Source organism: Clostridium sp. CM038 (assembly GCF_055081105.1).
In genome coordinates this window covers 4,051,873-4,075,998 of the sequence record NZ_CM143651.1, presented here as the reverse complement: position 1 = coordinate 4,075,998, position 24,126 = coordinate 4,051,873, and the positions used below count along the sequence as shown (strand labels likewise).

The 24,126-nt window shown below is 35.0% G+C and carries 19 protein-coding genes, 9 tRNA genes, 3 rRNA genes, 1 other RNA gene and 1 pseudogene; 4 read left to right on the top strand and 29 right to left on the bottom strand.

The genetic code is table 11. From position 1 onward, the window contains the following. The first annotated feature begins 1 nt into the window (after position 1). Complete coding sequence (locus ACWJKS_RS18955; protein WP_216304482.1) at positions 2–346, top strand: hypothetical protein; 345 nt, start codon at positions 2–4, stop codon at positions 344–346. A gap of 161 nt (positions 347–507) precedes the next feature. Here the strand turns inward: ACWJKS_RS18955 and ACWJKS_RS18950 are convergent, their stop codons facing one another. The 29 genes and pseudogenes from ACWJKS_RS18950 to ACWJKS_RS18810 form a co-directional block, all read right to left on the bottom strand. After that, positions 508–1,032: an NAD(+) diphosphatase gene (locus tag ACWJKS_RS18950; protein WP_216304481.1), complete on the bottom strand. Its 525-nt coding sequence runs from the start codon at positions 1,030–1,032 to the stop codon at positions 508–510. 258 nt (positions 1,033–1,290) lie between these two features. After that, complete coding sequence (sfsA, locus tag ACWJKS_RS18945; protein WP_216304480.1) at positions 1,291–1,983, bottom strand: DNA/RNA nuclease SfsA; 693 nt, start codon at positions 1,981–1,983, stop codon at positions 1,291–1,293. Between the two features lie 141 nt (positions 1,984–2,124). After that, positions 2,125–2,199, bottom strand: a tRNA-Glu gene (locus ACWJKS_RS18940). A 10-nt stretch (positions 2,200–2,209) separates the two neighbouring features. Next, positions 2,210–2,285: transfer RNA gene (locus ACWJKS_RS18935), tRNA-Lys, on the bottom strand. A 4-nt stretch (positions 2,286–2,289) separates the two neighbouring features. Further along, positions 2,290–2,364: transfer RNA gene (locus ACWJKS_RS18930), tRNA-Gln, on the bottom strand. Between the two features lie 8 nt (positions 2,365–2,372). Then, positions 2,373–2,449, bottom strand: a tRNA-Arg gene (locus ACWJKS_RS18925). A gap of 17 nt (positions 2,450–2,466) precedes the next feature. Next, positions 2,467–2,540, bottom strand: a tRNA-Gly gene (locus tag ACWJKS_RS18920). 11 nt (positions 2,541–2,551) lie between these two features. Further along, positions 2,552–2,635 (bottom strand) — tRNA-Leu (locus ACWJKS_RS18915). A gap of 7 nt (positions 2,636–2,642) precedes the next feature. Further along, positions 2,643–2,717, bottom strand: a tRNA-Glu gene (locus tag ACWJKS_RS18910). 35 nt (positions 2,718–2,752) lie between these two features. Beyond that, positions 2,753–2,869, bottom strand: a 5S ribosomal RNA gene (gene rrf, locus ACWJKS_RS18905). Between the two features lie 236 nt (positions 2,870–3,105). Beyond that, positions 3,106–6,031, bottom strand: a 23S ribosomal RNA gene (locus ACWJKS_RS18900). Between the two features lie 292 nt (positions 6,032–6,323). After that, positions 6,324–7,841 (bottom strand): 16S ribosomal RNA (locus ACWJKS_RS18895). The 16S, 23S and 5S rRNA genes sit together here with 7 tRNA genes alongside, the layout of an rRNA operon. Positions 7,842–8,593: 752 nt before the next feature. Beyond that, positions 8,594–8,848 carry a pro-sigmaK processing inhibitor BofA family protein gene (locus tag ACWJKS_RS18890; RefSeq protein ID WP_216304595.1) on the bottom strand — a complete coding sequence of 85 codons (255 nt, stop codon included), beginning with the start codon at positions 8,846–8,848 and terminating at the stop codon, positions 8,594–8,596. A 71-nt stretch (positions 8,849–8,919) separates the two neighbouring features. Beyond that, on the bottom strand, positions 8,920–9,201 hold the full coding sequence (locus ACWJKS_RS18885; protein ID WP_462960175.1) for a DUF2508 family protein: 282 nt from the start codon (positions 9,199–9,201) through the stop codon (positions 8,920–8,922). A gap of 60 nt (positions 9,202–9,261) precedes the next feature. Further along, a complete protein-coding gene (gene recR, locus ACWJKS_RS18880) occupies positions 9,262–9,858 on the bottom strand; it encodes a recombination mediator RecR (RefSeq protein WP_165414975.1) in 597 nt (198 codons plus the stop codon). 42 nt (positions 9,859–9,900) lie between these two features. Further along, on the bottom strand, positions 9,901–10,239 hold the full coding sequence (locus tag ACWJKS_RS18875) for a YbaB/EbfC family nucleoid-associated protein (protein ID WP_165414974.1): 339 nt from the start codon (positions 10,237–10,239) through the stop codon (positions 9,901–9,903). 227 nt (positions 10,240–10,466) lie between these two features. Next, complete coding sequence (gene dnaX, locus ACWJKS_RS18870) at positions 10,467–12,080, bottom strand: DNA polymerase III subunit gamma/tau (RefSeq protein ID WP_462960174.1); 1,614 nt, start codon at positions 12,078–12,080, stop codon at positions 10,467–10,469. A 259-nt stretch (positions 12,081–12,339) separates the two neighbouring features. Further along, positions 12,340–12,605: signal recognition particle sRNA large type (ffs, locus tag ACWJKS_RS18865), an RNA gene on the bottom strand. A 10-nt stretch (positions 12,606–12,615) separates the two neighbouring features. Then, positions 12,616–12,705, bottom strand: a tRNA-Ser gene (locus ACWJKS_RS18860). A gap of 208 nt (positions 12,706–12,913) precedes the next feature. After that, a complete protein-coding gene (gene lgt, locus ACWJKS_RS18855; RefSeq protein WP_216304572.1) occupies positions 12,914–13,681 on the bottom strand; it encodes a prolipoprotein diacylglyceryl transferase in 768 nt (255 codons plus the stop codon). Positions 13,682–13,958: 277 nt separating this feature from the next. Beyond that, positions 13,959–15,656 (bottom strand): annotated as a pseudogene (gene ptsP, locus ACWJKS_RS18850) (phosphoenolpyruvate--protein phosphotransferase). Between the two features lie 93 nt (positions 15,657–15,749). After that, entirely contained in the window at positions 15,750–16,016 is a 267-nt protein-coding gene (locus ACWJKS_RS18845; RefSeq protein ID WP_165414899.1) for an HPr family phosphocarrier protein, read from the bottom strand. Between the two features lie 102 nt (positions 16,017–16,118). Next, positions 16,119–17,489: a PTS fructose transporter subunit IIC gene (locus ACWJKS_RS18840; RefSeq protein WP_216304570.1), complete on the bottom strand. Its 1,371-nt coding sequence runs from the start codon at positions 17,487–17,489 to the stop codon at positions 16,119–16,121. Positions 17,490–17,522: 33 nt separating this feature from the next. Then, positions 17,523–17,969, bottom strand: a complete 447-nt coding sequence (locus ACWJKS_RS18835) for a PTS sugar transporter subunit IIA (protein WP_165414897.1) — start codon at positions 17,967–17,969, stop codon at positions 17,523–17,525. Between the two features lie 15 nt (positions 17,970–17,984). Further along, positions 17,985–18,914 carry a 1-phosphofructokinase gene (gene pfkB, locus ACWJKS_RS18830; RefSeq protein ID WP_216304569.1) on the bottom strand — a complete coding sequence of 310 codons (930 nt, stop codon included), beginning with the start codon at positions 18,912–18,914 and terminating at the stop codon, positions 17,985–17,987. A 14-nt stretch (positions 18,915–18,928) separates the two neighbouring features. After that, a complete protein-coding gene (locus ACWJKS_RS18825; RefSeq protein ID WP_216304568.1) occupies positions 18,929–19,690 on the bottom strand; it encodes a DeoR/GlpR family DNA-binding transcription regulator in 762 nt (253 codons plus the stop codon). Positions 19,691–19,928: 238 nt separating this feature from the next. Beyond that, positions 19,929–20,159, bottom strand: coding sequence for a (2Fe-2S)-binding protein (locus tag ACWJKS_RS18820; protein ID WP_220287561.1), 231 nt, complete (start codon positions 20,157–20,159; stop codon positions 19,929–19,931). A gap of 20 nt (positions 20,160–20,179) precedes the next feature. Beyond that, positions 20,180–20,620 carry a nucleoside deaminase gene (locus ACWJKS_RS18815; RefSeq protein ID WP_220287564.1) on the bottom strand — a complete coding sequence of 147 codons (441 nt, stop codon included), beginning with the start codon at positions 20,618–20,620 and terminating at the stop codon, positions 20,180–20,182. Positions 20,621–20,711: 91 nt separating this feature from the next. Beyond that, positions 20,712–20,788 (bottom strand) — tRNA-Arg (locus tag ACWJKS_RS18810). A 182-nt stretch (positions 20,789–20,970) separates the two neighbouring features. On the opposite strand from ACWJKS_RS18810, the gene ACWJKS_RS18805 reads away from it, so the two are divergent. The 3 genes from ACWJKS_RS18805 to ACWJKS_RS18795 all read left to right on the top strand — a co-directional run bounded on the left by ACWJKS_RS18805 (position 20,971) and on the right by ACWJKS_RS18795 (position 23,869). Next, entirely contained in the window at positions 20,971–21,285 is a 315-nt protein-coding gene (locus ACWJKS_RS18805; protein ID WP_216304414.1) for a phasin family protein, read from the top strand. A 70-nt stretch (positions 21,286–21,355) separates the two neighbouring features. Next, positions 21,356–22,957, top strand: a complete 1,602-nt coding sequence (locus tag ACWJKS_RS18800; RefSeq protein ID WP_165414905.1) for an ABC1 kinase family protein — start codon at positions 21,356–21,358, stop codon at positions 22,955–22,957. A gap of 27 nt (positions 22,958–22,984) precedes the next feature. After that, positions 22,985–23,869 (top strand): phosphatidylserine decarboxylase, encoded by an 885-nt coding sequence (locus ACWJKS_RS18795; protein WP_462960173.1) that lies wholly within the window; start codon positions 22,985–22,987, stop codon positions 23,867–23,869. Positions 23,870–24,126 lie beyond the last annotated feature (257 nt).

The following is a 24,126-nucleotide window of genomic DNA, read 5'->3' as shown; positions in this document are numbered from 1 at the left end:
ATTGAAACATACAGATCAACGAAATATAAAAATAGTAACTGAATTAATGGGTTATTGTTATAAACATGGTTCAGATAATGTTCATATTGATATAAGTAAAGAAAATAAAAAAATAATCATATTTATAAGAGCACAACTTTCCTTTATATCCAAAGAAAATCTTGAGCTTTTAGAAGAATCACTAACCGCACCAAGATGTCATGAAATGGAAGAATACTATTGGAATCTTACAGGGGATAGTGATACATGTACAGAACTTACCCTTGTAGGTATGATGATTGATGAATCTCACATAAATTATGTAGATGGCGAGTATCTAGAGATACTTTTAACTAGGATTCCATAAAGAACTTTAAATGGCTAGGTTAAATTACTTTGCATTTAACAATTTCAGAAGATTAAACAATTATTAATTTTGAATCTTCTGAAATATCGTTAAACTTTCACAGTAGATTTTAAATTATTTTATGAAATTTACTCTTTCTATTTGATATCGCAGTAGTTAGCCTATATATCACATCTATACGCCTCTTCTCCCTTATATTCAATTTCCTTCAGCAATTTTCTTACAACCCTTTTCCCTATTTCGTCTTCACTCATTTCACATATGGCATCATCTATTTTTTCCCACTCAGCCCAATCAACTTCAGGGGACTTATTTATTTCACCTTCAACATACTTAGCCATAAAAGTTAACATTATAATTTCTTTAGAAGCTAAATAATCACTCCCCAAATATCTTATCTCTCCAACTATTATTCCAGTCTCCTCTTTAACTTCTCTATGAACAGTTTCTTCAACAGATTCTCCAGTATTTACATACCCTGATACTAATACCTTTGAATTCTTAAAAGTGTAATTTTGTTTAAGAAGTAAAATTTCTTTACCCTTGACAACTGCAACTACCACACATGGTTTTGGTGTGTCGAAATACATAATATCATCCACAGGGCAATATGGAACTGCCCCTTCATCCCAGCTATCTTTCTTTATTAATTTTTTTCCACAAATTGGGCAATATATAAATTTCAAACTTTTCCCTCCTCAATTCCCATGTTCTTAACCCACATGTTATTTAACATTCTATTTCAATTATTGCTTACTTTAAAACAAATGTCATCACGTTTCTTAAATCATTATCTTCGAAGCTACATTAAATTATCGCCTGCGGTGCTGTAATATCAGCGGCTTCAGAATAAGACTTGTATTCCCACTTAAGTTTTTTCTTTGTTTAGTCCGTAACCCTCTCTTATATAAGATGGGGTCTTTCCTTCTAAAATTTCGTTAAATTTATAAAACAACTTCAACTGGATTACTTAAAGTTATAAACTTTTCACCAACTTCACATTCGTAAGCAAAAATATCAACACCATTTTTGCATGCCAATCTTAATGCTTCTCCAAACGCTACATCCATATCATCATATGGAGAGAAATTTTTTATATTGCTCATTTGAATAAGAAATAGTACTCCAGCTCCAAATCCTCTCTTTTTAGCCTCTATAAGCTCTAATAAGTGTTTTCTGCCTCTCTCTGTAGGTGCATCTGGAAACTTAGTTTTACCATCTACTTCAAATGTAACCCCTTTTACCTCGAGGTAATATTCTTCATCCATGTCATTAGATAGTTTAAAATCAAATCTACTATTTCCAAAAGTCTTTTCTCTTTGTATTATATTATATTTAACCAGATTTTGTATTTTTTTATCTTTTAATGCCTCCTCAACAACTTTATTAGGCATTTGTGAATCTATATTAATGATCTTATTATCTTTATACCCCGAAATTAGATCATATAATGTTTTTCTAGTAGGATTAAGCTCTTCTCTTAATAGAACTGTGGAGCCTGGAATTAGTATTTCCTTACATCTCCCCGTATTAGGGACATGTACTATTATTTCTTCGCCATTAAGATTTACATACGCTTGAAATCTATTTGGTCTTCTTATAAATTCGGCAACAAAAATCCTTTTATTTATAAACATAATTTCATCTCCATTTTTTAAATATACACTAATAAATAAAAATAATCAACATTATCCACAATCATAATATTATTTTATGCGAAAATATTGATTATTATATAACGCCATAAAAAAGCCCTTGCTTTTGCAAGGACTTTTTTATGGTGACTCCTAGGGGAATTGAACCCCTGTTACCACCGTGAAAGGGTGGTGTCTTAACCGCTTGACCAAGGAGCCTTATAAAATTTGGTGGCTTACCGGGGAATCGAACCCCGGACACCATGATTAAAAGTCATGTGCTCTACCAACTGAGCTAGTAAACCATATTGGCTGGGATAGCAGGATTTGAACCTACGGATGCCACAGTCAAAGTGTGGTGCCTTACCGCTTGGCGATACCCCAATATTGTATGGTGCGTCTTAAGGGATTCGAACCCCTGGCCCACGCCTTAGAAGGGCGTTGCTCTATCCAACTGAGCTAAAGACGCATATTAAATAAATAAAATGGAGCGGGTAGAGGGAATCGAACCCTCGTAATTAGCTTGGAAGGCTAACACTCTACCATTGAGTTATACCCGCTTATATAAATATGGTGCAGGTGAAGGGACTTGAACCCCCATGCCGTAAAGCGCTAGATCCTAAGTCTAGTGCGTCTGCCATTCCGCCACACCTGCATACATATGGTGACTCCTAGGGGAATTGAACCCCTGTTACCACCGTGAAAGGGTGGTGTCTTAACCGCTTGACCAAGGAGCCTTATAAAATACTTAAATATTCTTATTTTAGTATTGACCTGGCGACAACCTACTCTTCCACAAGGTCACCCCTGCAGTACCATCGGCGCATTGAAGCTTAACCTTCGTGTTCGGTATGGGAACGGGTGTTACCTTCATGCCATAATCACCAGATTTATTTTCAGAAACAATAATTGAGAATCTACCGTCGTTGACTACGGATATTAGATATAAAATATATTCTCATTATTATCTCTATATAGAGAAATTTCACTTTCTTTACAGAAAAGTATTCTCTCAAAATTGCACAGTGAATTAATCTTCTTCCTTTGTCAGAAGCTTAGTTTCTTTCTTACGAAAGAAATGGTTCCTGCAGAAGAAGTATATCGCATTACTTTTAATTATATATTTAGGTCAAGCCCTCGACTTATTAGTATTAGTCAGCTGAACATGTTACCATGCTTACACCTCTAACCTATCAACCTGGTGGTCTTCCAGGAGTCTTACTAACATCGCACTTACGTGCGAGTTATGGGAAATCTCATCTCAGGGTGGGCTTCACGCTTAGATGCTTTCAGCGTTTATCCCTTCCAAACATAGCTACCCAGCGATGCCACTGGCGTGACAACTGGTGCACCAGAGGTTTGTCCATCCCGGTCCTCTCGTACTAAGGACAGCTCCCTTCAAATTTCCTACGCCCGCGACGGATAGGGACCGAACTGTCTCACGACGTTCTGAACCCAGCTCGCGTGCCGCTTTAATGGGCGAACAGCCCAACCCTTGGGACCTACTTCAGCCCCAGGATGCGACGAGCCGACATCGAGGTGCCAAACCTCCCCGTCGATGTGGACTCTTGGGGGAGATCAGCCTGTTATCCCCGAGGTAGCTTTTATCCGTTGAGCGATGGCCCTCCCACGAGGTACCACCGGATCACTAAGCCCGACTTTCGTCCCTGCTCCACTTGTAAGTGTCGCAGTCAGGCTCCCTTCTGCCTTTGCACTCTTCGCGCGATTTCCAACCGCGCTGAGGGAACCTTTGGGCGCCTCCGTTACTTTTTTGGAGGCGACCGCCCCAGTCAAACTGCCCACCTAACAATGTCCTGTGACCAGATTCATGGCCTCCAGTTAGAACCTCAGTACTGTCAGGGTGGTATCCCAAGGATGACTCCACACAGGCTGACGCCCATGTTTCTCAGTCTCCCACCTATCCTGTACAGACAATACCGAAATTCAATGCTAAGCTACAGTAAAGCTCTACGGGGTCTTTCCGTCCAATCGCGGGTAGCAAGCATCTTCACTTGCACTACAATTTCGCCGGATGTGTTGTTGAGACAGTGCCCAAATCATTACGCCATTCGTGCGGGTCGGAACTTACCCGACAAGGAATTTCGCTACCTTAGGACCGTTATAGTTACGGCCGCCGTTTACTGGGGCTTAAGTTCATACCTTCGCTTGCGCTAAGTAATCCCCTTAACCTTCCAGCACCGGGCAGGCGTCAGCCCCTATACATCAGCTTTCGCTTTAGCAGAGACCTGTGTTTTTGCTAAACAGTTGCTTGGGCCTATTCTCTGCGACCTACTTACGTAGGCACCCCTTCTCCCGAAGTTACGGGGTCAATTTGCCGAGTTCCTTAACAACAATTCTTCCGATGGTCTTAGGATTCTCTCCTCACCTACCTGTGTCGGTTTGCGGTACGGGCACCAATATCCTCGATAGAGACTTTTCTTGGCAGCGTGGAATCAGATACTTCGGGAATAAATTCCCTTCCCCATCACATCTCAGCGTTAAGAGCAAACGGATTTGCCTGTCTGCTCCGCCTAAATGCTTAGACACACATCCAATAGTGTGCACATCTTATCCTCCTGCGTCATCCCATTTCTAATAACGTCCATTGGTGGTATCGGAATATCAACCGATTGTCCATCACCTACGCCTTTCGGCCTCGGCTTAGGTCCCGACTAACCCTGAGAGGACGAGCCTTCCTCAGGAAACCTTAGGTTTTCGACCGTTAAGATTCTCACTTAACTCTCGCTACTCATGCCAACATTCTCACTTCTGTACCGTCCACCACTCCTTACGGTATGACTTCAGCCAGTACAGAAAGCTCCTCTACCGCGTACACAATTGTGTACACCCATAGCTTCGGTGGTAAGTTTTAGCCCCGGACATCTTCGGCGCAGGATCTCTTGACTAGTGAGCTATTACGCACTCTTTAAATGAGTGGCTGCTTCTGAGCCAACATCCTAGTTGTCTTAGAAATCCCACATCCTTTTCCACTTAACTTACACTTTGGGACCTTAGCTGATGGTCTGGGCTGTTTCCCTTTTGACTACGGATCTTATCATTCGCAGTCTGACTGCCGAAATAAAAGTATATGGCATTCGGAGTTTGATAGGGTTCAGTAACTGTTGTCAGCCCCTAGCCCATTCAGTGCTCTACCTCCATTACTCAATTAATCGACGCTAGCCCTAAAGCTATTTCGAGGAGAACCAGCTATCTCCGAGTTCGATTGGAATTTCTCCGCTATCCACAGCTCATCCCATGGTTTTTCAACACCAACGTGGTTCGGACCTCCACGGAATTTTACTTCCGCTTCATCCTGGCCATGGATAGGTCACCCGGTTTCGGGTCTACGACATGCAACTATGCGCCCTATTCAGACTTGGTTTCCCTTCGGCTCCGTACCTTAAGTACTTAACCTTGCTACATATCGTAACTCGTTGGCTCGTTCTACAAAAAGCACGCCGTCACACATATAAAGTGCTTCGACCGGTTGTAGGCACACGGTTTCAGGTTCTATTTCACTCCCCTTCCGGGGTTCTTTTCACCTTTCCCTCACGGTACTTCTTCACTATCGGTCACTAGGTAGTATTTAGCCTTGGGAGGTGGTCCTCCCAGCTTCCCACAAGGTTTCACGTGTCTCGTGGTACTCTGGATTAGATCTGACTGTTTTTCCTTTTCATTTACAGGCCTATTACCTTCTGCGGAGCAGCTTTCCAGCTATCTTCAATTAAGGAATTGCAGTATTTATGATCTATCCTCAACCCCCAGATCAAAGACCTGGGTTTGGGCTCTTTCCCTTTCGCTCGCCGCTACTTAGGAAATCGATGTTTCTTTCTCTTCCTCCGGGTACTTAGATGTTTCAGTTCCCCGGGTCTACCTCTGCATACCTATTTATTCAGTATGCAGTACATAGTTGTTACTATGTGGGTTCCCCCATTCGGAAATCTTTGGATCACAGGCTATTTGCGCCTACCCAAAGCTTATCGCAGCTTAACGCGTCCTTCTTCGGCTCCTAGTGCCAAGGCATTCGCCATGCGCCCTTTGTAGCTTGACCTTGATTCTGTCTATTTACATAGACGGTTATATTAATTTTGCGAAATTGTATTAAATCAATTTATAAACTACTTGCGTAGTTTTTATTTTTTTAAAACAACTTTTTTCACTGTGCAATTTTCAAAGAACATTTTAAGAAAAACTATTCATTATCTAACTCCTAAGAGTTAGATAAAATTAGTCTCTCAAAATTAAACAGAGAACTAGGTACGATTAATTACAATAGATATTTTTGAAGAACAAATTAATATTCTTCTATTGCATCGACCGAAGTCAATACATCTACTCCCTAGAAAGGAGGTGATCCAGCCGCAGGTTCTCCTACGGCTACCTTGTTACGACTTCACCCCAATCATCAATCCCACCTTCGGCCGCTGGCTCCTTACGGTTACCTCACGGACTTCGGGTGTTACCAACTCTCATGGTGTGACGGGCGGTGTGTACAAGGCCCGGGAACGTATTCACCGCGACATGCTGATTCGCGATTACTAGCAACTCCGGCTTCATGTAGGCGAGTTGCAGCCTACAATCCGAACTGGGATGAGTTTTTGAGTTTGGCTCCACCTTGCGGTCTTGCATCTCTTTGTACTCACCATTGTAGCACGTGTGTAGCCCTAGACATAAGGGGCATGATGATTTGACGTCATCCCCACCTTCCTCCCGGTTAACCCGGGCAGTCTCACTAGAGTGCTCAACTTAATGGTAGCAACTAATGATAAGGGTTGCGCTCGTTGCGGGACTTAACCCAACATCTCACGACACGAGCTGACGACAACCATGCACCACCTGTCACCCTGTCCCGAAGGACTTCGCCCATCTCTGGGTTATGCAGGGGATGTCAAGTCTAGGTAAGGTTCTTCGCGTTGCTTCGAATTAAACCACATGCTCCGCTGCTTGTGCGGGCCCCCGTCAATTCCTTTGAGTTTTAATCTTGCGATCGTACTCCCCAGGCGGAATACTTAATGTGTTAACGGCGGCACCGAGGTTCGACCCCCGACACCTAGTATTCATCGTTTACGGCGTGGACTACCAGGGTATCTAATCCTGTTTGCTCCCCACGCTTTCATGCCTCAGCGTCAGTTACAGTCCAGTAAGTCGCCTTCGCCACTGGTGTTCTTCCTAATCTCTACGCATTTCACCGCTACACTAGGAATTCCACTTACCTCTCCTGCACTCTAGACACCCAGTTTCAAATGCAGCACCCAAGTTAAGCTCGGGTATTTCACATCTGACTTAAATGTCCGCCTACGCATCCTTTACGCCCAGTAAATCCGGACAACGCTTGCCACCTACGTATTACCGCGGCTGCTGGCACGTAGTTAGCCGTGGCTTCCTCCTCTGGTACCGTCATTATCGTCCCAGAAGACAGAACTTTACAACCCGAAGGCCTTCATCATTCACGCGGCGTTGCTGCGTCAGGGTTTCCCCCATTGCGCAATATTCCCCACTGCTGCCTCCCGTAGGAGTCTGGACCGTGTCTCAGTTCCAATGTGGCCGATCACCCTCTCAGGTCGGCTACGCATCGTCGCCTTGGTGAGCCGTTACCTCACCAACTAGCTAATGCGCCGCGGGTCCATCTCAAAGTGGAATTTTCCGAAGAAAAATCCTTTGATGTTTCGATCATGCGACCAAAACATATTATGCGGTATTAATCTCCCTTTCGGGAGGCTATTCCCCTCTTTGAGGCAGGTTACCCACGTGTTACTCACCCGTCCGCCGCTAATCCACCCCGAAAGGTTTCATCGCTCGACTTGCATGTGTTAGGCACGCCGCCAGCGTTCGTCCTGAGCCAGGATCAAACTCTCAATTTAAAAGTTTACACTTTTTTAGTTGAAATGATTAATCTGCGACAACTGTTAAGTTGTTACGCAAGCTCATTACATACTTTTAGTCTTACGACTAAATTTTACTTTATACTAAAGTAATTAACTGGTTTAGCGAAATATTATTTCGCTATCTTTACCTATTTCTCTGTTTAATTTTCAAAGACCAATTTGTTTCGTCATTATGTGACGACCTCTACTATTGTACTAGGTATTTCTTGTTTTGTCAACATTTTTTTATTATTATAAAAATGTGTTTTTAAAGTAATATTCAAATGTTAACTTATCAATTTTCACCTTTATCGTTACTCACTCATAGCGACAAGGAATATCTTATCATAGAATATTCTCTATAAAATTAAATTTAAAGCAATTAAAATAAACCAAGTTTCGCATTCTTGAATTTTTAAACTTTTTCTCTATATATCTTATATTGATACACCAGGATAGTTATTTTAATAATACTTACTAGTATTTAATAATTAAATATCTCATACAATAATTTCAACAATTATCACATATATTAAATGTTCTCCTTAACGGGCTATAAATATACCATTATAAAGTCTTTTATTTATAAAAGATTAAATTATCGCCTGCGGAGCTGCACTATTATAAAATTAACCTTACCCTAATTTTATAATTTATTAACAAATAACAAATAGAGTAATACCCCTTATAAGAGATATTACTCTATTTGTTATTTCTTATTTATATAAACCACCACTACTACGGTAACATCACATTAACATTCTAAAAATTATTAAAAATATTACTCCTGGTACTCCTAAAAATCCTGCAATTAGTGCCGTTACAGCATTTATTGGAATTACTATACCTACATACTTGCCTAGAAAATTAGCAAGCAGCAATAGTAAGACACCAAAAACACAATTCAATATTAATTTAACCAGTATTTTTAGTGGCCAAGAAAAGAGCTTGACTACAATTAACATCCCCACTATACCAATTAAAAAATATAATGCTATATCCATATCTCAATCCCCCTATGTAAATCTTTAATTTCCCTTTTTTTATTATGTTTCTAACTTACTTTAAATTTTTTTTATCTCTTCATGCTAGCACCAATCTCCTCGATCATGTAGCTAGCATCAATAGTTACACCCTTTCTTCTAGCTTCCAATAAAAAATATATGTATCTAGCTTTAGATTGATCTTCTCTATAAATTGCATAGTCTACAAGTCTAGGGTCATCTGCCACTTGAAAGTATTTTTTTGCAGTTTCCCACTCAAGTTTGGCTTGTTCTAATCGGATAATAATATCCTTTTGTTCCTGTGTATATTTTAAAGTTGAAAATAATATTTCAATTATTTTTTTTCTATTCATAATAAAAACCTCCCATTTTATATCTTCTCTAAATTCTTGACATAAAACAGGAGTAATATTCTATATTTCTTTTCTTCCTTCTAAAGCTTTAGAAAGGGTTACTTCATCTATATATTCTAAATCTCCACCAACGGGGATACCATGTGCAATCCTTGTGACTTTTGCGCCTAAAGGTTTTAATATTTTAGATATATACATAGCTGTAGCTTCCCCCTCTATGTTGGGATTCGTTGCTACTATTACTTCGCTAACTTCTCCATTAATCCTTCTTATCAGTTCTCTTAATTTTATATCTTCAGGGCCCCTTCCTGACATAGGCGATATTGTCCCATGAAGAACATGATAAACCCCATTAAATTCCCTTACTTTTTCCATAGTCATAATATCTTTTGGATCTTCAACTACACATATGGTGCTCTTATCCCTATTAGGGTTAGAACAAATTGCGCAAGGGTTTGTATCTGTAAAACTTCCGCATATAGAACAGTATTTTACGGTCCCTCTAGCTTCTACCAGTGCATGAGCAAACTCTTCTACTTCTTCCTTTGGAAGATTTAGAACAAATAAAGCCAGCCTCTGAGCTGTTTTTCGCCCTATACCAGGCAATTTGGCAAATTCTTCTATAAGTTTTTCTATTGCTACTGGATATAAATCCAATCTAGTCACCTCATAACAATGTAGTTTTTAAGCTACTGTTTATTAGAACATTCCTGGCATGTTCATTCCACCTGTTAATTTACCCATTTCATTACTTGATTCATCTTCTGCTTTCTTTAGAGCTTCATTACAAGCACTCATAATTAAATCTTCTAGCATTTCAATATCATCTGGATCTACTACTTCTGGTTTTATCTTCACTTCAACAAGTTGTCTCTTTCCGTTAGCTATCGCGGTTACCGCTCCACCGCCAACAGATGATTCAAATTTCTTGTCTCCTAAGTCTTTTTGCATATCTTCCATTTGTTTTTGAAATTTTTGAGCTTGCTTCATTAAACTATTCATATTTCCACCCATACCTGGAAATCCACCTTTTGCCATAATAGTTACCTCCTATATATTAGTTATTCAAGTTAATATTATAATATTTATCTCCTCTAGATTTGCAACTACTAAAATTTAATTTAAAAGTTTATAATCTAAAAGGAAACATATTGCTAATCCATTATAACTTTCTATATTATTATATACTAATACCTATAATAATTTCCATTAAATAAATAAATATTTTTTATTAATAATATGCATTTATTCTAGGATCCTAGACTTTATTCATCTAGTACTTCCACAAGATCTTCTCCAAATGTTTCTTTTAGTATATCCTCAGGTGATCTAGCCTGTATTTCATCAGATTCTATAGTATATTTTATTTTTACTGGTTCTTTTAGTGATTCAGAAAATATTTCTTCTATTATATTCCTATTATCCTCTTTCTCTAATCTAATTTTATTAAAGGCATATTGCTTTTCGTAACCTAGTTCTATTACACCTCCATCGCATGACACAATTTCTCCTGTCATTAAAGACGCATATATAACCATATGTCTTCGTGCTTTAAACATATCTAAAATATCCTTAAAAGATTTTTTTACAATGTCGACGGTTAAATTAGAGTTAGCATTATGCTTTTGTACTGGTCTTATTTCTGTTTTTTTATTTGTTTTACCTTTTAAGGGACTACTCTTTTCGGAAACTCTAGGAGTTACACTTTCACATGCTACAGTTATCTTTCCTTGTTTAATTATTTCCTCTAATTTGTTTATTCTAGATAATAGTACTTCTTTTGATGTGTCATACTCTATTTTGCACATTTTAATAACTGCAAGCTCTAAATAAATTCTATTTTGCTTACTCCATTTAGCTTGTTCCTGCGCATCTTGAAGTATCTTTATATTTCTCATAATCTCTTCTACTCTAATTTTAGCTGCTTGCCTTTTTAAAATATATATATTTTCACTGGACATATCTAAAATATCCTCTACATTTTCACTTACTTTAGCCATCAAAAGATTTCTCATATGAGTGGTCATATCTTTTATAAATACATATATATCCTTACCACTAATAACCATTTCATTTATGACCTTTATTGCCCCTTCAATATTCCTATCTATTACACTTTCCGAAAGTTTTATAAGACTCTCAGACGTTACAAGTCCTAACATATCTATAACATTATCATATTCTACCCTGCCGTCATTCATTGATATGGCTTGGTCTAGAACGCTTAGGGCGTCTCTCATTGCTCCATCAGAAATTCTTGATATTAATTTTAAACTATTATCGTCGACAAAAATGCCTTGCTGCTCAACAATTTTTCGAAGTCTTTCAAATATATCTGCACTTTTTATTCTTTTAAAGTCAAATCTCTGGCATCTTGATAGTATTGTTATTGGTAATTTTTGAGGATCAGTTGTGGCTAATATAAATATTATGTGGCTCGGCGGTTCCTCTAGTGTTTTTAAGAATGCATTAACTGCCCCTATGGATAACATATGAACCTCATCTATAATATAAACTTTATACCTAGCTTCCTGTGGTGGATACTGAACATCCTCAATTATATCGCGAATATTATCTACTCCATTGTGTGATGCCGCGTCTAGCTCAGTAACATCTATCGCTGTTCCTGCATTTATCTTCTTACACATTTCACATTCATTGCAAGGCTCTCCATGATCCGAATTTAAGCAATTAACCGCTTTCGCTAGTATCTTAGCTGTTGAAGTTTTTCCCGTTCCTCTTGTGCCACATAAAAGATATGCGTGAGCTATCCGCTCGCTATTTATTTGATTTTTTAAAGTTATAGTCACATGCTCCTGACCTACTACATCTTGAAAAGTTTTTGGTCTCCATTCTCTATATAAAGCTTTATACGCCACAAATTTCACCTCTTTTAAGTATGGTATTTGTTTTTATCGCAATTCCTTATTGATTTGTAAACTTAACTATTAAAATCCCGTATTCTCTTATTTAAATAATTATATCATTTAAATCAAAATATTAGTTTATATTTATATAAAAAATAAAATCATATTCCACATGACTAATTTATATTTAACAATTAATTTAAATTTTATTTATAATTCTCAAACAAATAAAAAAGATGCCTTTATAGGCATCTTATATTTTTTATGTAAACCGTACACCTCGCTTCGATATATAAACTATGCGCGTTACCTATACAGTTAGCTCAAACCAGGTTGCTCCACGGCACATGGAAGGTTTCACTTACCGCTGCTTCCTTCCGGATCTCACGGGGTTTATGAATTTCCATTGCGTGGGACCAAGTTCTCAACACCACTTATATAGGGCAGACCACACATTTTATAACCTATGCGAGGAATTCACCCCTGCTGTAGCGGATTGCAGGTTACAGGGCACCGCTAACTCCCCGGCTAGTACGGAAATATAAACTGGTGGAAAAAGAGGGATTCGAACCCTCGGTAGAGTCGCCCCTACACACGCTTTCCAGGCATGCTCCTTAAGCCACTCGGACATCTCTCCATAAATTGTTTTAATCTTTGTATACACATAAGTAGTGCAACATAAATAATTATACTATTAATAAATAGTAATTTCAATAGTTAATCGCTAAAATATTTTTCGAATTTTTTTCTAATCATTAATATTGTATTATCTTATATTTCTCAATCTACTTATATATATACATATTTAAATAATTATTTGTATAATTTATAATGATTATTATAAATTAGTGGCATGAATCCCTTCTCTTCCAGTTTATAGCAAGAAATATAACCCATAAAGCAATTCCTACTAAGCTTATTAGCTGTGCTACCCTTAGATCTCCAAACATTAAACTATCAGTTCTTAATCCTTCTATAAAGAATCTTCCTAAGGAATATAATCCTATATAGCTAAAAAACACCGTTCCTCTCTTAAGTGTTTTTGTTAATAAATAAATCAGCAATAAACCTACCATAACATTCCATACTGATTCATAAAGAAACGTTGGGTGATAATAAACTCCTTCTATTAACATTCCATTTTGTATAAAATCCGGGAATTTGCTTATAAAGCCTTGAGTAACCGGCCCACCATGAGCTTCACTATTAAAGAAATTCCCCCATCTGCCTATAGCCTGTGCAATAATTATAGATGGTGCTGCTACATCTACAAATTCTAAAAGATTCTCTTTTTTATATCTTGTATATATTAACGCTGCTATCATACCAAATATAATCCCACCATGGATAGCAAGCCCACCTTGACGTGTATTGAACACTTCTATTAAATTATCTTTATATTGATTAAATTCAAAAATCACATAATAAGCCCTAGCTCCAATAATCGCTATTGGGAAAGATATTAGTACAATATTTAGAAATTCATCATAATCAACATCTTTTAACTTACAAGTGTAATTTGCCAATATAATTCCAACCATCATTCCTATCGAAATAAGAATACCGTACCATCTAATTGTGAGTCCAAATATATTAAAAGCTATTGGTTCCATAAGTAACCTCTCCTTTTATATTAATATTTCGTCATTTGTTCATAAAACCACTAATACAGATAATAAAAAATCAAGTTTTAAATTGAACTTGACTCTCTATATAAGTCTCATAACAATTGTGTATGACTATGATAAAAAAGTAAAGATAAATATTTAAAATTTAAATAAATAGAGAACTCTATATTATAGAATTCTCTATTTATTTTAAAAACGTCCTAGTAAATTAGAATAAATAACAAATCATTATACTAATCCATTTTTTTATATTCCGTATTTACTATTTTATGTTTATGCTTTTTTCTATAAATTCTTCAACTTCTTCAGCTGTTGGTAAGTTAACAACTTGCTCCGCTAAACTTCTCATTTCGCCTTGAGATATATTTCTAATAATTCCTCTTGCTCTTAAAATAGATATAGGACTCATGCTAAATTCATCTAATCCCTTTCCAATTAGAATAGGTACTAATTTAGGATTCCCTGCTACTTCGCCACACATACCAACCCATTTATTTTCTTTATGATCATTATCTATAACCATTTTTACGAGCCTTAGTAAAGCTGGATGAAATGGAGTATATGAATGTGATATTTTTTCATTCATTCTATCTACCGCAGTTGTATATTGAATAAGATCATTAGTTCCTATACTAAAAAAGTCTACCTCTTTGGCTAATAGATCAGAGATAATCGCTGCTGCAGGTATCTCCATCATAATTCCCACTTCTAAATTCCCATTAATTTTTATATTTTCCTTTTTTAAATCATTTTTTGCTCCTTGCAAAATACCCTTTGCTGTTCTTAATTCTTCAATACTAGAAATCATAGGAAACATTATTTTAATATTTCCAAAGGTACTAGCTCTTAATTGCGTTTTAAATATATCTACCTTATCTAAGCAAACTCTTATAGCTCTATATCCAAAGAACGGATTCATTTCCTTCGGTAACTTCAAATACTCTAATTCCTTATCTCCACCAACATCTAAAGTTCTAATAACCACAGGTTTATTTTGCATTTTTTATGCAACTTCTTTGTATACTGCATATTGTTCTTCTTCAGTAGGTGCTGAATCCCTATCCATATATAAAAACTCAGATCTAAATAAGCCTACCCCTTCACAATCATTATTGATAACACTTTCTAAATCTTTTGGAGTTCCTATATTAGCAGCCAATTCTACTCTTACTCCATCTGTAGTTATGCTTTTTTTCCCTATTAGTAGGTTTAACTCTTCTTTATTTTTATTATATTCAGCTTTTTTCTCTTTATAAATATTAACTATTTTTTCTTCTGGATTAACATATATCAATCCCTCTTCGCCATCAAAAACAATTAAATCTCCATTTTTTACTTTCTTAGTTATATCTTTTACCGCTACTATAGCTGGTATTTCTAAAGTCTTAGCCATTATAGCAGAATGTGAAGTTCCTCCACCAATTTCCGTTATAAACCCTAAAACCTTGTTTTTATCTATCTGTGATGTGTCTGAAGGAGTTAAATCATGAGCTACAATTATAACCTCATTAGCTAATTCTTCAAAGTTAACCTCTTCAATGTTCATCAATTTTTTCATAAGTCTACTTGTTACATCCTTGATGTCTGCTGCTCTTTCTTTCATATATGTATTATCCATATTTTCAAACATAGAAATGAACATTTCTGAAACCTCTTTTAGTGCCCACTCAGCATTAACTTTATCATCTTCAATTTTTTTCTCAATCTGGTCAAGCATTTCTGGATCTTCTAATATCATTAAATGAGCTTCAAATATGTTAGCTTCCTTTTCACCTAATTTTTTCAATACGTTATTATATATATTCTGAATTTCACTCTTACTATTTTCCATAGCAGTCTTAAATCTTTTAATTTCTTCTTCATAACTCCAAATCTCTTTCTTCTCTATAATCATTTTCTTTTCTTCTTTTAATATTACTTTTCCTATTACTATTCCAGGCGAAACTCCAATGCCTTTCATTAAATAACCTCCTAATAAGTTAAATTCACTCCTTATAGCAATCTTAAATACTTTACTATCTTAGGAGTGAATTTAACTTTATATATGATTTTTTTAAAGGTTTATAATTTCTTTTTCAATTACTATTCTTAATTCCTCTACAGCCTTAACTTCATCATCTCCATTAGCAACAATTTTGAGTTTATCGCCTTTTGTAGCTGCCATGCTTAATATATTTATTATACTTTTTGCATTATACTTTTCTTCATCCTTAATTAAAGTTATATGTGAAGTAAACTTTGATGCTTTTTTAGCAACAATGCTCGCTGGTCTAGCATGCAACCCTTGCTCGTTCATCAACACAATTTCAACTTCGTACATAAAAACATCCCCTTTTTAATTTTTATTTTACTTATTTTTATAATTTACACGCTACCCTATATCCCATATAAATACAATGATTTAATCCATTAATACTTTGAATTATTTAACAGCATCCTTCTTTAATAAAAAAATCATAAGAGCTGTTACCATTGTACCAACTACTATGGATACTATATATCCACCTAGATTAGAAACTGCATTAGGAATAAATAATACGAATATTCCACCATGAGGAACTGCTAACCCTGCTTTAAATAGCATAGATAGTAATCCAGTAGTTGCTGAACCCACCATTAATGACGGTATCATTTTAAATGGGTCTGCCGCAGCAAATGGTATCGCACCCTCTGTTATAAATGCAGCCCCTAGTGCCCAAGCAGCTTTCCCCGCTTCTCTTTCTTGTAATGTGAATTTTCTTTTTGCTATAACTGTTGCAAGAGCTATTCCTAGCGGAGGAGTCATCCCTGCCGCCATTACTGCTGCCATTACCATAGAAGTTTGGCCCGCAACTATAGTTCCTGCTCCAAAAGCATAAGCGGCCTTATTAATTGGTCCACCCATATCAATAGCCATCATTAAGCCAATAATAATTCCGAGTAAAGCTGAGTTTGCTCCACTTAAATTACTTAACCAACTAGCCATTCCGGTATTTATTATACCTACAGGTTTTCCTATAACATATATCATTACAAGTCCTACTACCAATGAAGATAAAACCGGTAATACTAAAACCGGCATTAAGCCCGCTAATGATTTTGGTAGTTTTATTGTTTTCTTTAAGAAAACAATAGTATAACCCGCTAGGAAACCTGCTATAATCCCCCCTAAAAAGCCTGCACCTGAAGATAGTGCAATCATACCGCCAACCATACCCGGTACAAGACCTGGTCTATCCGCTATTGAGAACGCTATAAACCCTGCCAATATTGGAATCATAAGTGCCATGGCTGAATCTCCACCAATTTGCATTAAAGCTGCTGCAATACTACCTTCTTCTTTAAACGCTAGTATTCCAAAAGCAAATGAAATTGCAATTAGAATTCCCCCCGCTACTACGAAAGGAATCATATAAGAAACCCCTGTCATAAGGTGCTTATAAGGACCTTTTTTCTCAGTAGTTTTTTCTTCTTTAATATCACTGACTTTTTCTGAATCTTTTTTATTTTCTACTTTTATATCTATCGCTCTTTGTATAAGCCCCTTTGGGTCTTTAATTGCATCTTTTACCCCAACTTCAATTATAGTTTTCCCCGAAAAACGTTCCTTTGAAACGTTAGTATCTGCTGCAATTATTACTACTCTAGCTTCCTTTATATCTTCCTGCGTCAACTGGTCTTCTGCACCTACCGAGCCTTGAGTTTCCACCTTAATCTCTATGCCCATTTCCTCTCCTGCCATTTTTAGAGCTTCAGCCGCCATATAGGTGTGCGCTATTCCTGTTGGACACGAAGTTATAGCTACATATTTCATGAACTCTCCTCCTTTTAAATTGTTGGCTAATGTTTATTTTTCTAGTAAAGTAATTATTTCTTCAGGGCTACTAGCGTTCATCAAACTATCTCTTAATTCTTTATGCATCAATTTTCTAGAAATTTGGCTTAATATCTTTAAATGCTCATTACTTGATTCTTCTGGTACAGCTATTAAAAAGAATACATGAGCTAGCTCATCATCCATAGACTTATAGTCAATGCCGCCTGTGCTTCGTCCAAATACCAATGCCGGCTCTTTAACTCCACTACTTTTACCATGGGGAATTGCTATTCCCATACCTATACCTGTTGAAAATTCTTTTTCTCTATCTATTACAGCTTGTAGATATTTATCTTTATCTAGTAACTTACCATTTTCATCTAAAATTTTTACCATCTCATTTATTACAGCCTCTTTTGTTTTACTAGTAAGTTCAAGTTTAATTAGATTAACACTTAATAATTCAGTTATATTCATTAATAATCATCCTTTCTATAGGTAATTTATAGTTACTTGCTTTTTTAGTTTCTCTATGTCAGCAAATCTTCCTGTTTGTGTTCCCTCAGTCATTACATTAGCTGTACTTGTTGCACATGCTAGCTTTATAGTTTCTTCAAAGCTATAATTATTCTCAATTGCTACAGCCATTGCTGCGACCATAGAATCTCCAGCCCCTACTGTACTTTTAACTTCTACCTTTAAACCATTTACTTTTGCAACTTTATCACGACTTATGAATATAGATCCTTCTGAGCCTTTCGAGATCACTACATATTTTACTCCATACTCTAATATTTTTTTAGCAGTTTCAATAATTTCATCTTCGCTATTAATGCTGACACCAAAAGCTTTTTCAAGTTCATCAATATTTGGCTTTACCATATATGGACCAGCTTTAATTCCCTGCATTAACACATCGCCATCTGCGTCCAATATAACCTTGCCACCCTTGCTTTTTATATCTTTAATTATTTCACCGTATATATCACCGCGCACTCCACTTGGAACGCTACCTGAAAGAACTACTAGAAAATTTCCCTGGCAATATCCCACGATTTTCTGTTTTACATTAGTAATATCTTCTTCTACTAAACTAGGACCACTTTCGTTTATATCTGTATGTGTATTATTAATCTTATCAAAAATCTTTAAATTAGTCCTAGTTTCACCTTTAACAGATAAAAATTCATTTTTAATATTTAAATCATCTAAATAATCTTTTATTTGATTTCCACTGTTTCCACCTAAAAAACCTAAAGCTAAGCTTTTATGTTGTAATTCCTTAATAACTTTAGATACATTGATACCTTTACCTCCAGCATCAATTCTTGTAGACACAATTCTATTAACACTACCAATTTTAAATTCATCTATTTCAATAGTTTTGTCTATTGCTGGGTTTAGAGTCACTGTTATTATCATTTTTTCACCGCCATTTATTTTGCTGTCATAATTTGTACACCTTTTTCTTCAAACTTTTCTAATAATTCATTATCTAATTGATTATCCGTTATTATTATATCAACACTATCTAAATCAACGATTTTGGCAAAATAAACTGTACCAAATTTAGTATGGTCACATAATAATATAGTTTGCTTTGCAATTTTTATCATTTCTTGTTTTGTGCTCGCTTCAATAATATTGGGAGTAGTTAGCCCATTAATAATGCATACACCATTAGACCCCATAAATGCTTTATCTACTCTGAAATTTTTAAGTGTATTATCTGATACTGGTCCTACCATAGCTCTCGTTTCCCATCGCAATGTACCTCCAGTAACAATCACCTCTACATCTCGCTTTTTAGAAAGTTCATAGGCTACATCTACAGAATTTGTTAAAACCGTTATATCTTTAGCTGTTATATACTTAGCAATACTAAGAGTAGTCGTCCCTGCATCTATTGCTATTGTATCTCCATCTACTATCATTGATGCAGCAATCTTTCCAACAGATTCTTTTTCATCATAAAACTTATCTACTTTTTCTGAAAAAGTGGGTTCAAATTTAGTATTGCGGTTTAGTATAGCCCCCCCATGTACTCTTTTTATAAGTTCATCTTCTTCCAATTCTTGAAGATCACGTCTAATTGTAACTTCTGACACTTCATATAGCTGCGATAAATCGCATACTTTTACTTTTCCATACTTATTTAAACTATCTAATATTTTTGATTTTCTTTCTTCAGCAAACATAATTTCAATCTTCCTTTTATCATATTTGGGATAACAATGTACGTTTGTATTCGTATTTGTTTCATTTGCTTTCGCTTGTGTTCATTTTAATATATTATGATAACGTTGTCAAGCTATATAAACTATTTTAAATTTAAATTTTATAATTCTAGACTATGAATAAAAATATCCTTCAAAAACAAAAACGAAACCCTTTGGCTTCGCTTTCATTATATCGAGCTATATAGTTTTTCGCCTATTATGCGTTATTTTGTTCTTTCTCTAATTCTTGTTTTAGTATCTCCTCAATTTTAGGAGTACATCTATGCCCATTGCATCCGCCTGTTCCCGCCCCTGTAGCTTTTTGAACTTCCTCTACAGTTCTTGCACCATTTTGTATAGCTTTTTTTATTGTAGACCTCGGTATTGCCTTACATAAACATGTTTTTGTAATTTTATCCATTATTTCATTGTTTATATTCTGTTCCATGATGTTTTCCTCCTTTTACACTATCTTTTATCTTTAAAAAAATCAGTCAATAAATTACCACATTCCTCGGTGTATAACCAATTTATTTCTGTCCAGTGATTTAAATCATCATTTTGAAGAACATTTATAACTGACCCACAAGCCCCTACGCTAGGATCAAAGATGCCTATATATAATTTGCTTATCCTAGACTGTAATATAGCACCTGCACACATAGGGCATGGTTCTAACGTTACATACATATCACATCCAGTTAATCTCCAACTTCCTATTACTTCACAGGCTTTTTTTATAGCTAAAACTTCTGCATGGGCCGTAGCATCTTGAAGCGTTTCTCTGAGGTTGTGCGCCCTAGCAATTATTACATTGTCTTTAACTATAACTGCACCTACAGGTACTTCCCCTAATAATAATGATCTTTTGGCTTCTTTTAATGATTCATTAATAAAATGTTTTTTCATTTAAACCCCTTTGTTATATAAATAATTATTTTTAATAATTTTTATTTCCCGGTAAATAAAAAAACTAGCAAAGTATTACTTTACTAGTTTTTGGTGCACACGAGAGGAGTCGAACCTCCGACCTTCCCCTTAGGAGGGGGACGCTCTATCCAGCTGAGCTACGGGTGCATATTTTATTTCTACCTAACCATAATATTACACTTTTATAAGTATGTCAACCTATAGATAAATTAAAACACAAATTTTATATTAATTATTAAAAATCTTATAGTGTTTATTTATTATTAGAATTTTAATACAGTTAATAGTATATACTGTATACTATATACTATTAACTGGAGGTGTTCTAATTGAATAATGATATAAAAAATTTTTTCCTCGCCGGACTAGGATCTGCAGCATATACTTATGAAAAAGCTACAAATCTAATAGATGATTTTGTACAAAAGGGTAAATTAACCTTAGAAGAGGGTAAGAATTTATCTGAAGAACTAAAAAGAACTGTAAAAGGAAAAAAAGAAGAATCTAAAGTTTTTACAGAAGAAGAAAAGCCTTTGACAAAAGAAGATATGTTATTACTCCTTTCAGAAATGAGCTTTGCAACTAAAGAAGATATTGAAACTTTGAATAAAAGATTATCAAATTTAGAAACCCTTCAGCCATAAATTCACAAATGAAAGTCAAATGAAAGTCCTGCTATTCTTTCAGGTCTTTTATTTTTAAGTGAGGTATAAAATGCGACGTAATTCTGTTAATCGATTTAGAACAATTATTAAAGTTCTTGGCTCTTATGGCTTTGGATATATTATAGACTCTAAATTTAACAAACAAAATAAACTCCCTGAAAATTTAAGGAAAGCCTTTGAAGAGCTTGGCCCTACTTTTATAAAGATTGGCCAAATATTGAGTACTAGACCAGATTTATTACCCTCAGCTTATATAGTAGAACTGTCAAAGCTCCAAGATAGCGTACTTCCAGAAAACATTGAAACCATAAAAAAAGTATTCTTTGATCAATTTGGAAAATCAACAACTGAGTGTTTTCAAAAGTTTTACGAAGAACCTTTAGCCTCTGCATCTATTTCTCAAGTGCATAAGGCTACCTTAAAGGATGGTAGGGATGTAGTAGTTAAAATACAAAGACCAGATATTGCAAAAAAGATGAAATTAGATATTTCTATACTCGTTCGTATAATAAAATTCACAAAAACAAAATTCTCTGATTCACCAATCGACCCTGAAGAAGCCTTACATGAAATACTTTTAGCAACTGAACTTGAGCTTGATTTTAACAATGAAGTTAAAAATATAAATAACTTTAAAAATCTCAACAAAGATGTTGCATTTTTATATGTACCTTACGTGGTTCAAGATTTATCTAGTACTAGGGTTTTAACTATGGAAAGAATTTATGGCTTTAAAGTAGATGATATGAAAAAGCTCCTAACTTTTCATTATGATCTTGATGATTTAGGTAAGAAATTAGCTTTATCTTACTTAAAACAAGTTCTACAAGATGGCTTTTTTCACGGAGATCCACACCCCGGAAATATATTTATATGCGAAGGTAAAATTTGTTTTATTGACTTTGGAATTATGGGGAGTCTCTCGAATTCATTGAAATCAACACTAAATGATATGATATCAGCTGTTGTTCTTAATGACATAAATAAAATGATTTCATCTCTTTTATCTATAGGAATAAAAAAGGGCTATGTAGATAGAAATAAACTATATGAAGACTTAGATTATCTAATTGTAAATTATCTTTCAGTTTCTTTAAACAACATTCAGATTTCCGTTATGCTCTCTGAAATCTTTAATATAGCTAAACAAAACAATATTCGTCTACCTCGTGATTTTACACTTCTAATAAGAGCTCTTGTAATTTTAGAAGGTGTAATAGCAAGTATCGCTCCTGATATAAAAATAATAGATATAGCTATCCCTTATGTAAAGGATAATAATAAATTTTCTTTATTAAAAAATCTAGATTCTAATACTTTACTTATTTATACATATTCATTTATAAAAGATTCATTTAAACTTCCATCAAAAATTATAGAATTATCTGAAAGTCTAATAACGGGAAGAGCTAAACTTCAATTAGAACATAAAAATTTAAACGCTCCTATAAATGAATTAAATAAAGGTATAAACCGATTAGTTTTTGGCCTTATTATTTCTTCAATGATTATAGGATCTTGTACAATTTTAAATTCTAATATAGGGCCTAAAATATATAACATATCACTTATTGGTATAACTGGTTTTTTGGCTGCGGCATTTATGGGCTTTTGGTTATTAATCTCTATAATAAAATCCGGCAAATTATAACATAAACTATAAAAACGAGGTATTTTTATGATTAAGTATTACAATAGAAAACAAAATAAATATGAAATTGAAAAGGTCGCTGGTGAAAAGTATTTAAATTGGTCTTATTCCTCTCCTTCTGGAAAAGGACTAGTTGAGTTATTACTTAAGAAAAAGCTATTTTCAAAATTATATGGTTATTACTGCGACACAAAAATAAGTTCTAGAAAAATCAAAAATTTTATTAAAGATTTTGATATTGATATGTCTTTATACACTAAGACTTATAATGAGTATTCGTCTTTTAATGATTTTTTTATAAGACCTTTAAATACAAGTGCCCGAATAATTGATAAAAATAATAATGCTTTAATCTCGCCTTGTGACGGCAAAATTTTGGCTTACGATAATATTAACTTGAATGATTTAGTCCAAGTAAAAGGCTTTACTTATTCGCTTAAAGAACTACTCCAAGATAATGAAGTATACAATTTGTACGATGGAGGTACCTGCTTAATCTTTAGATTATGCCCAACTGATTATCATCGCTTTCATTTTATTGATGATGGTGTCTGTAGCGATACAACTAGAATCAAAGGTCATTATTATTCTGTAAACCCTATAGCATTAAATAATATAAAAAAATTATTTTGTCAAAATAAAAGAGAATGGAGCATTTTTCACTCAGATAACTTTGGTGATGTTATTTGCATGGAGGTTGGTGCTACTTGCGTAGGTTCAATTCTTCAAAGTTATAGTACAGATGCCAAAATTACGAAAGGAGAGGAAAAAGGGTACTTCAAATTCGGTGGTTCCACTGTAATCCTGTTTTTTAAAAAAGATGTCGTAAAAATTCATGAGGATTTACTAAACCAAACACAATTAGGTTTTGAAACTTCTGTATTAATGGGAGAAGAAATAGGACTGAAATAACTTTTCAGTCCTATTTTTTTATGCATAATTAGTTCTTAACTTTAAATTTAGATTTTTCACATTTAGATTTTTCACATTTAGATCCTTAGTCATTGGAACTGGTGCAGTTTTTTCTTTGGTGCCATATAGCCATTAACAAAGGGTGTACGGTACACCATTTGCAGCATCTCTGTTCACATATGGAATTATTCTTCATTTTTATATTTTATACAACCTTCAAAAAAAACGACAGAACCCAGTAACTATTACAGTTACTG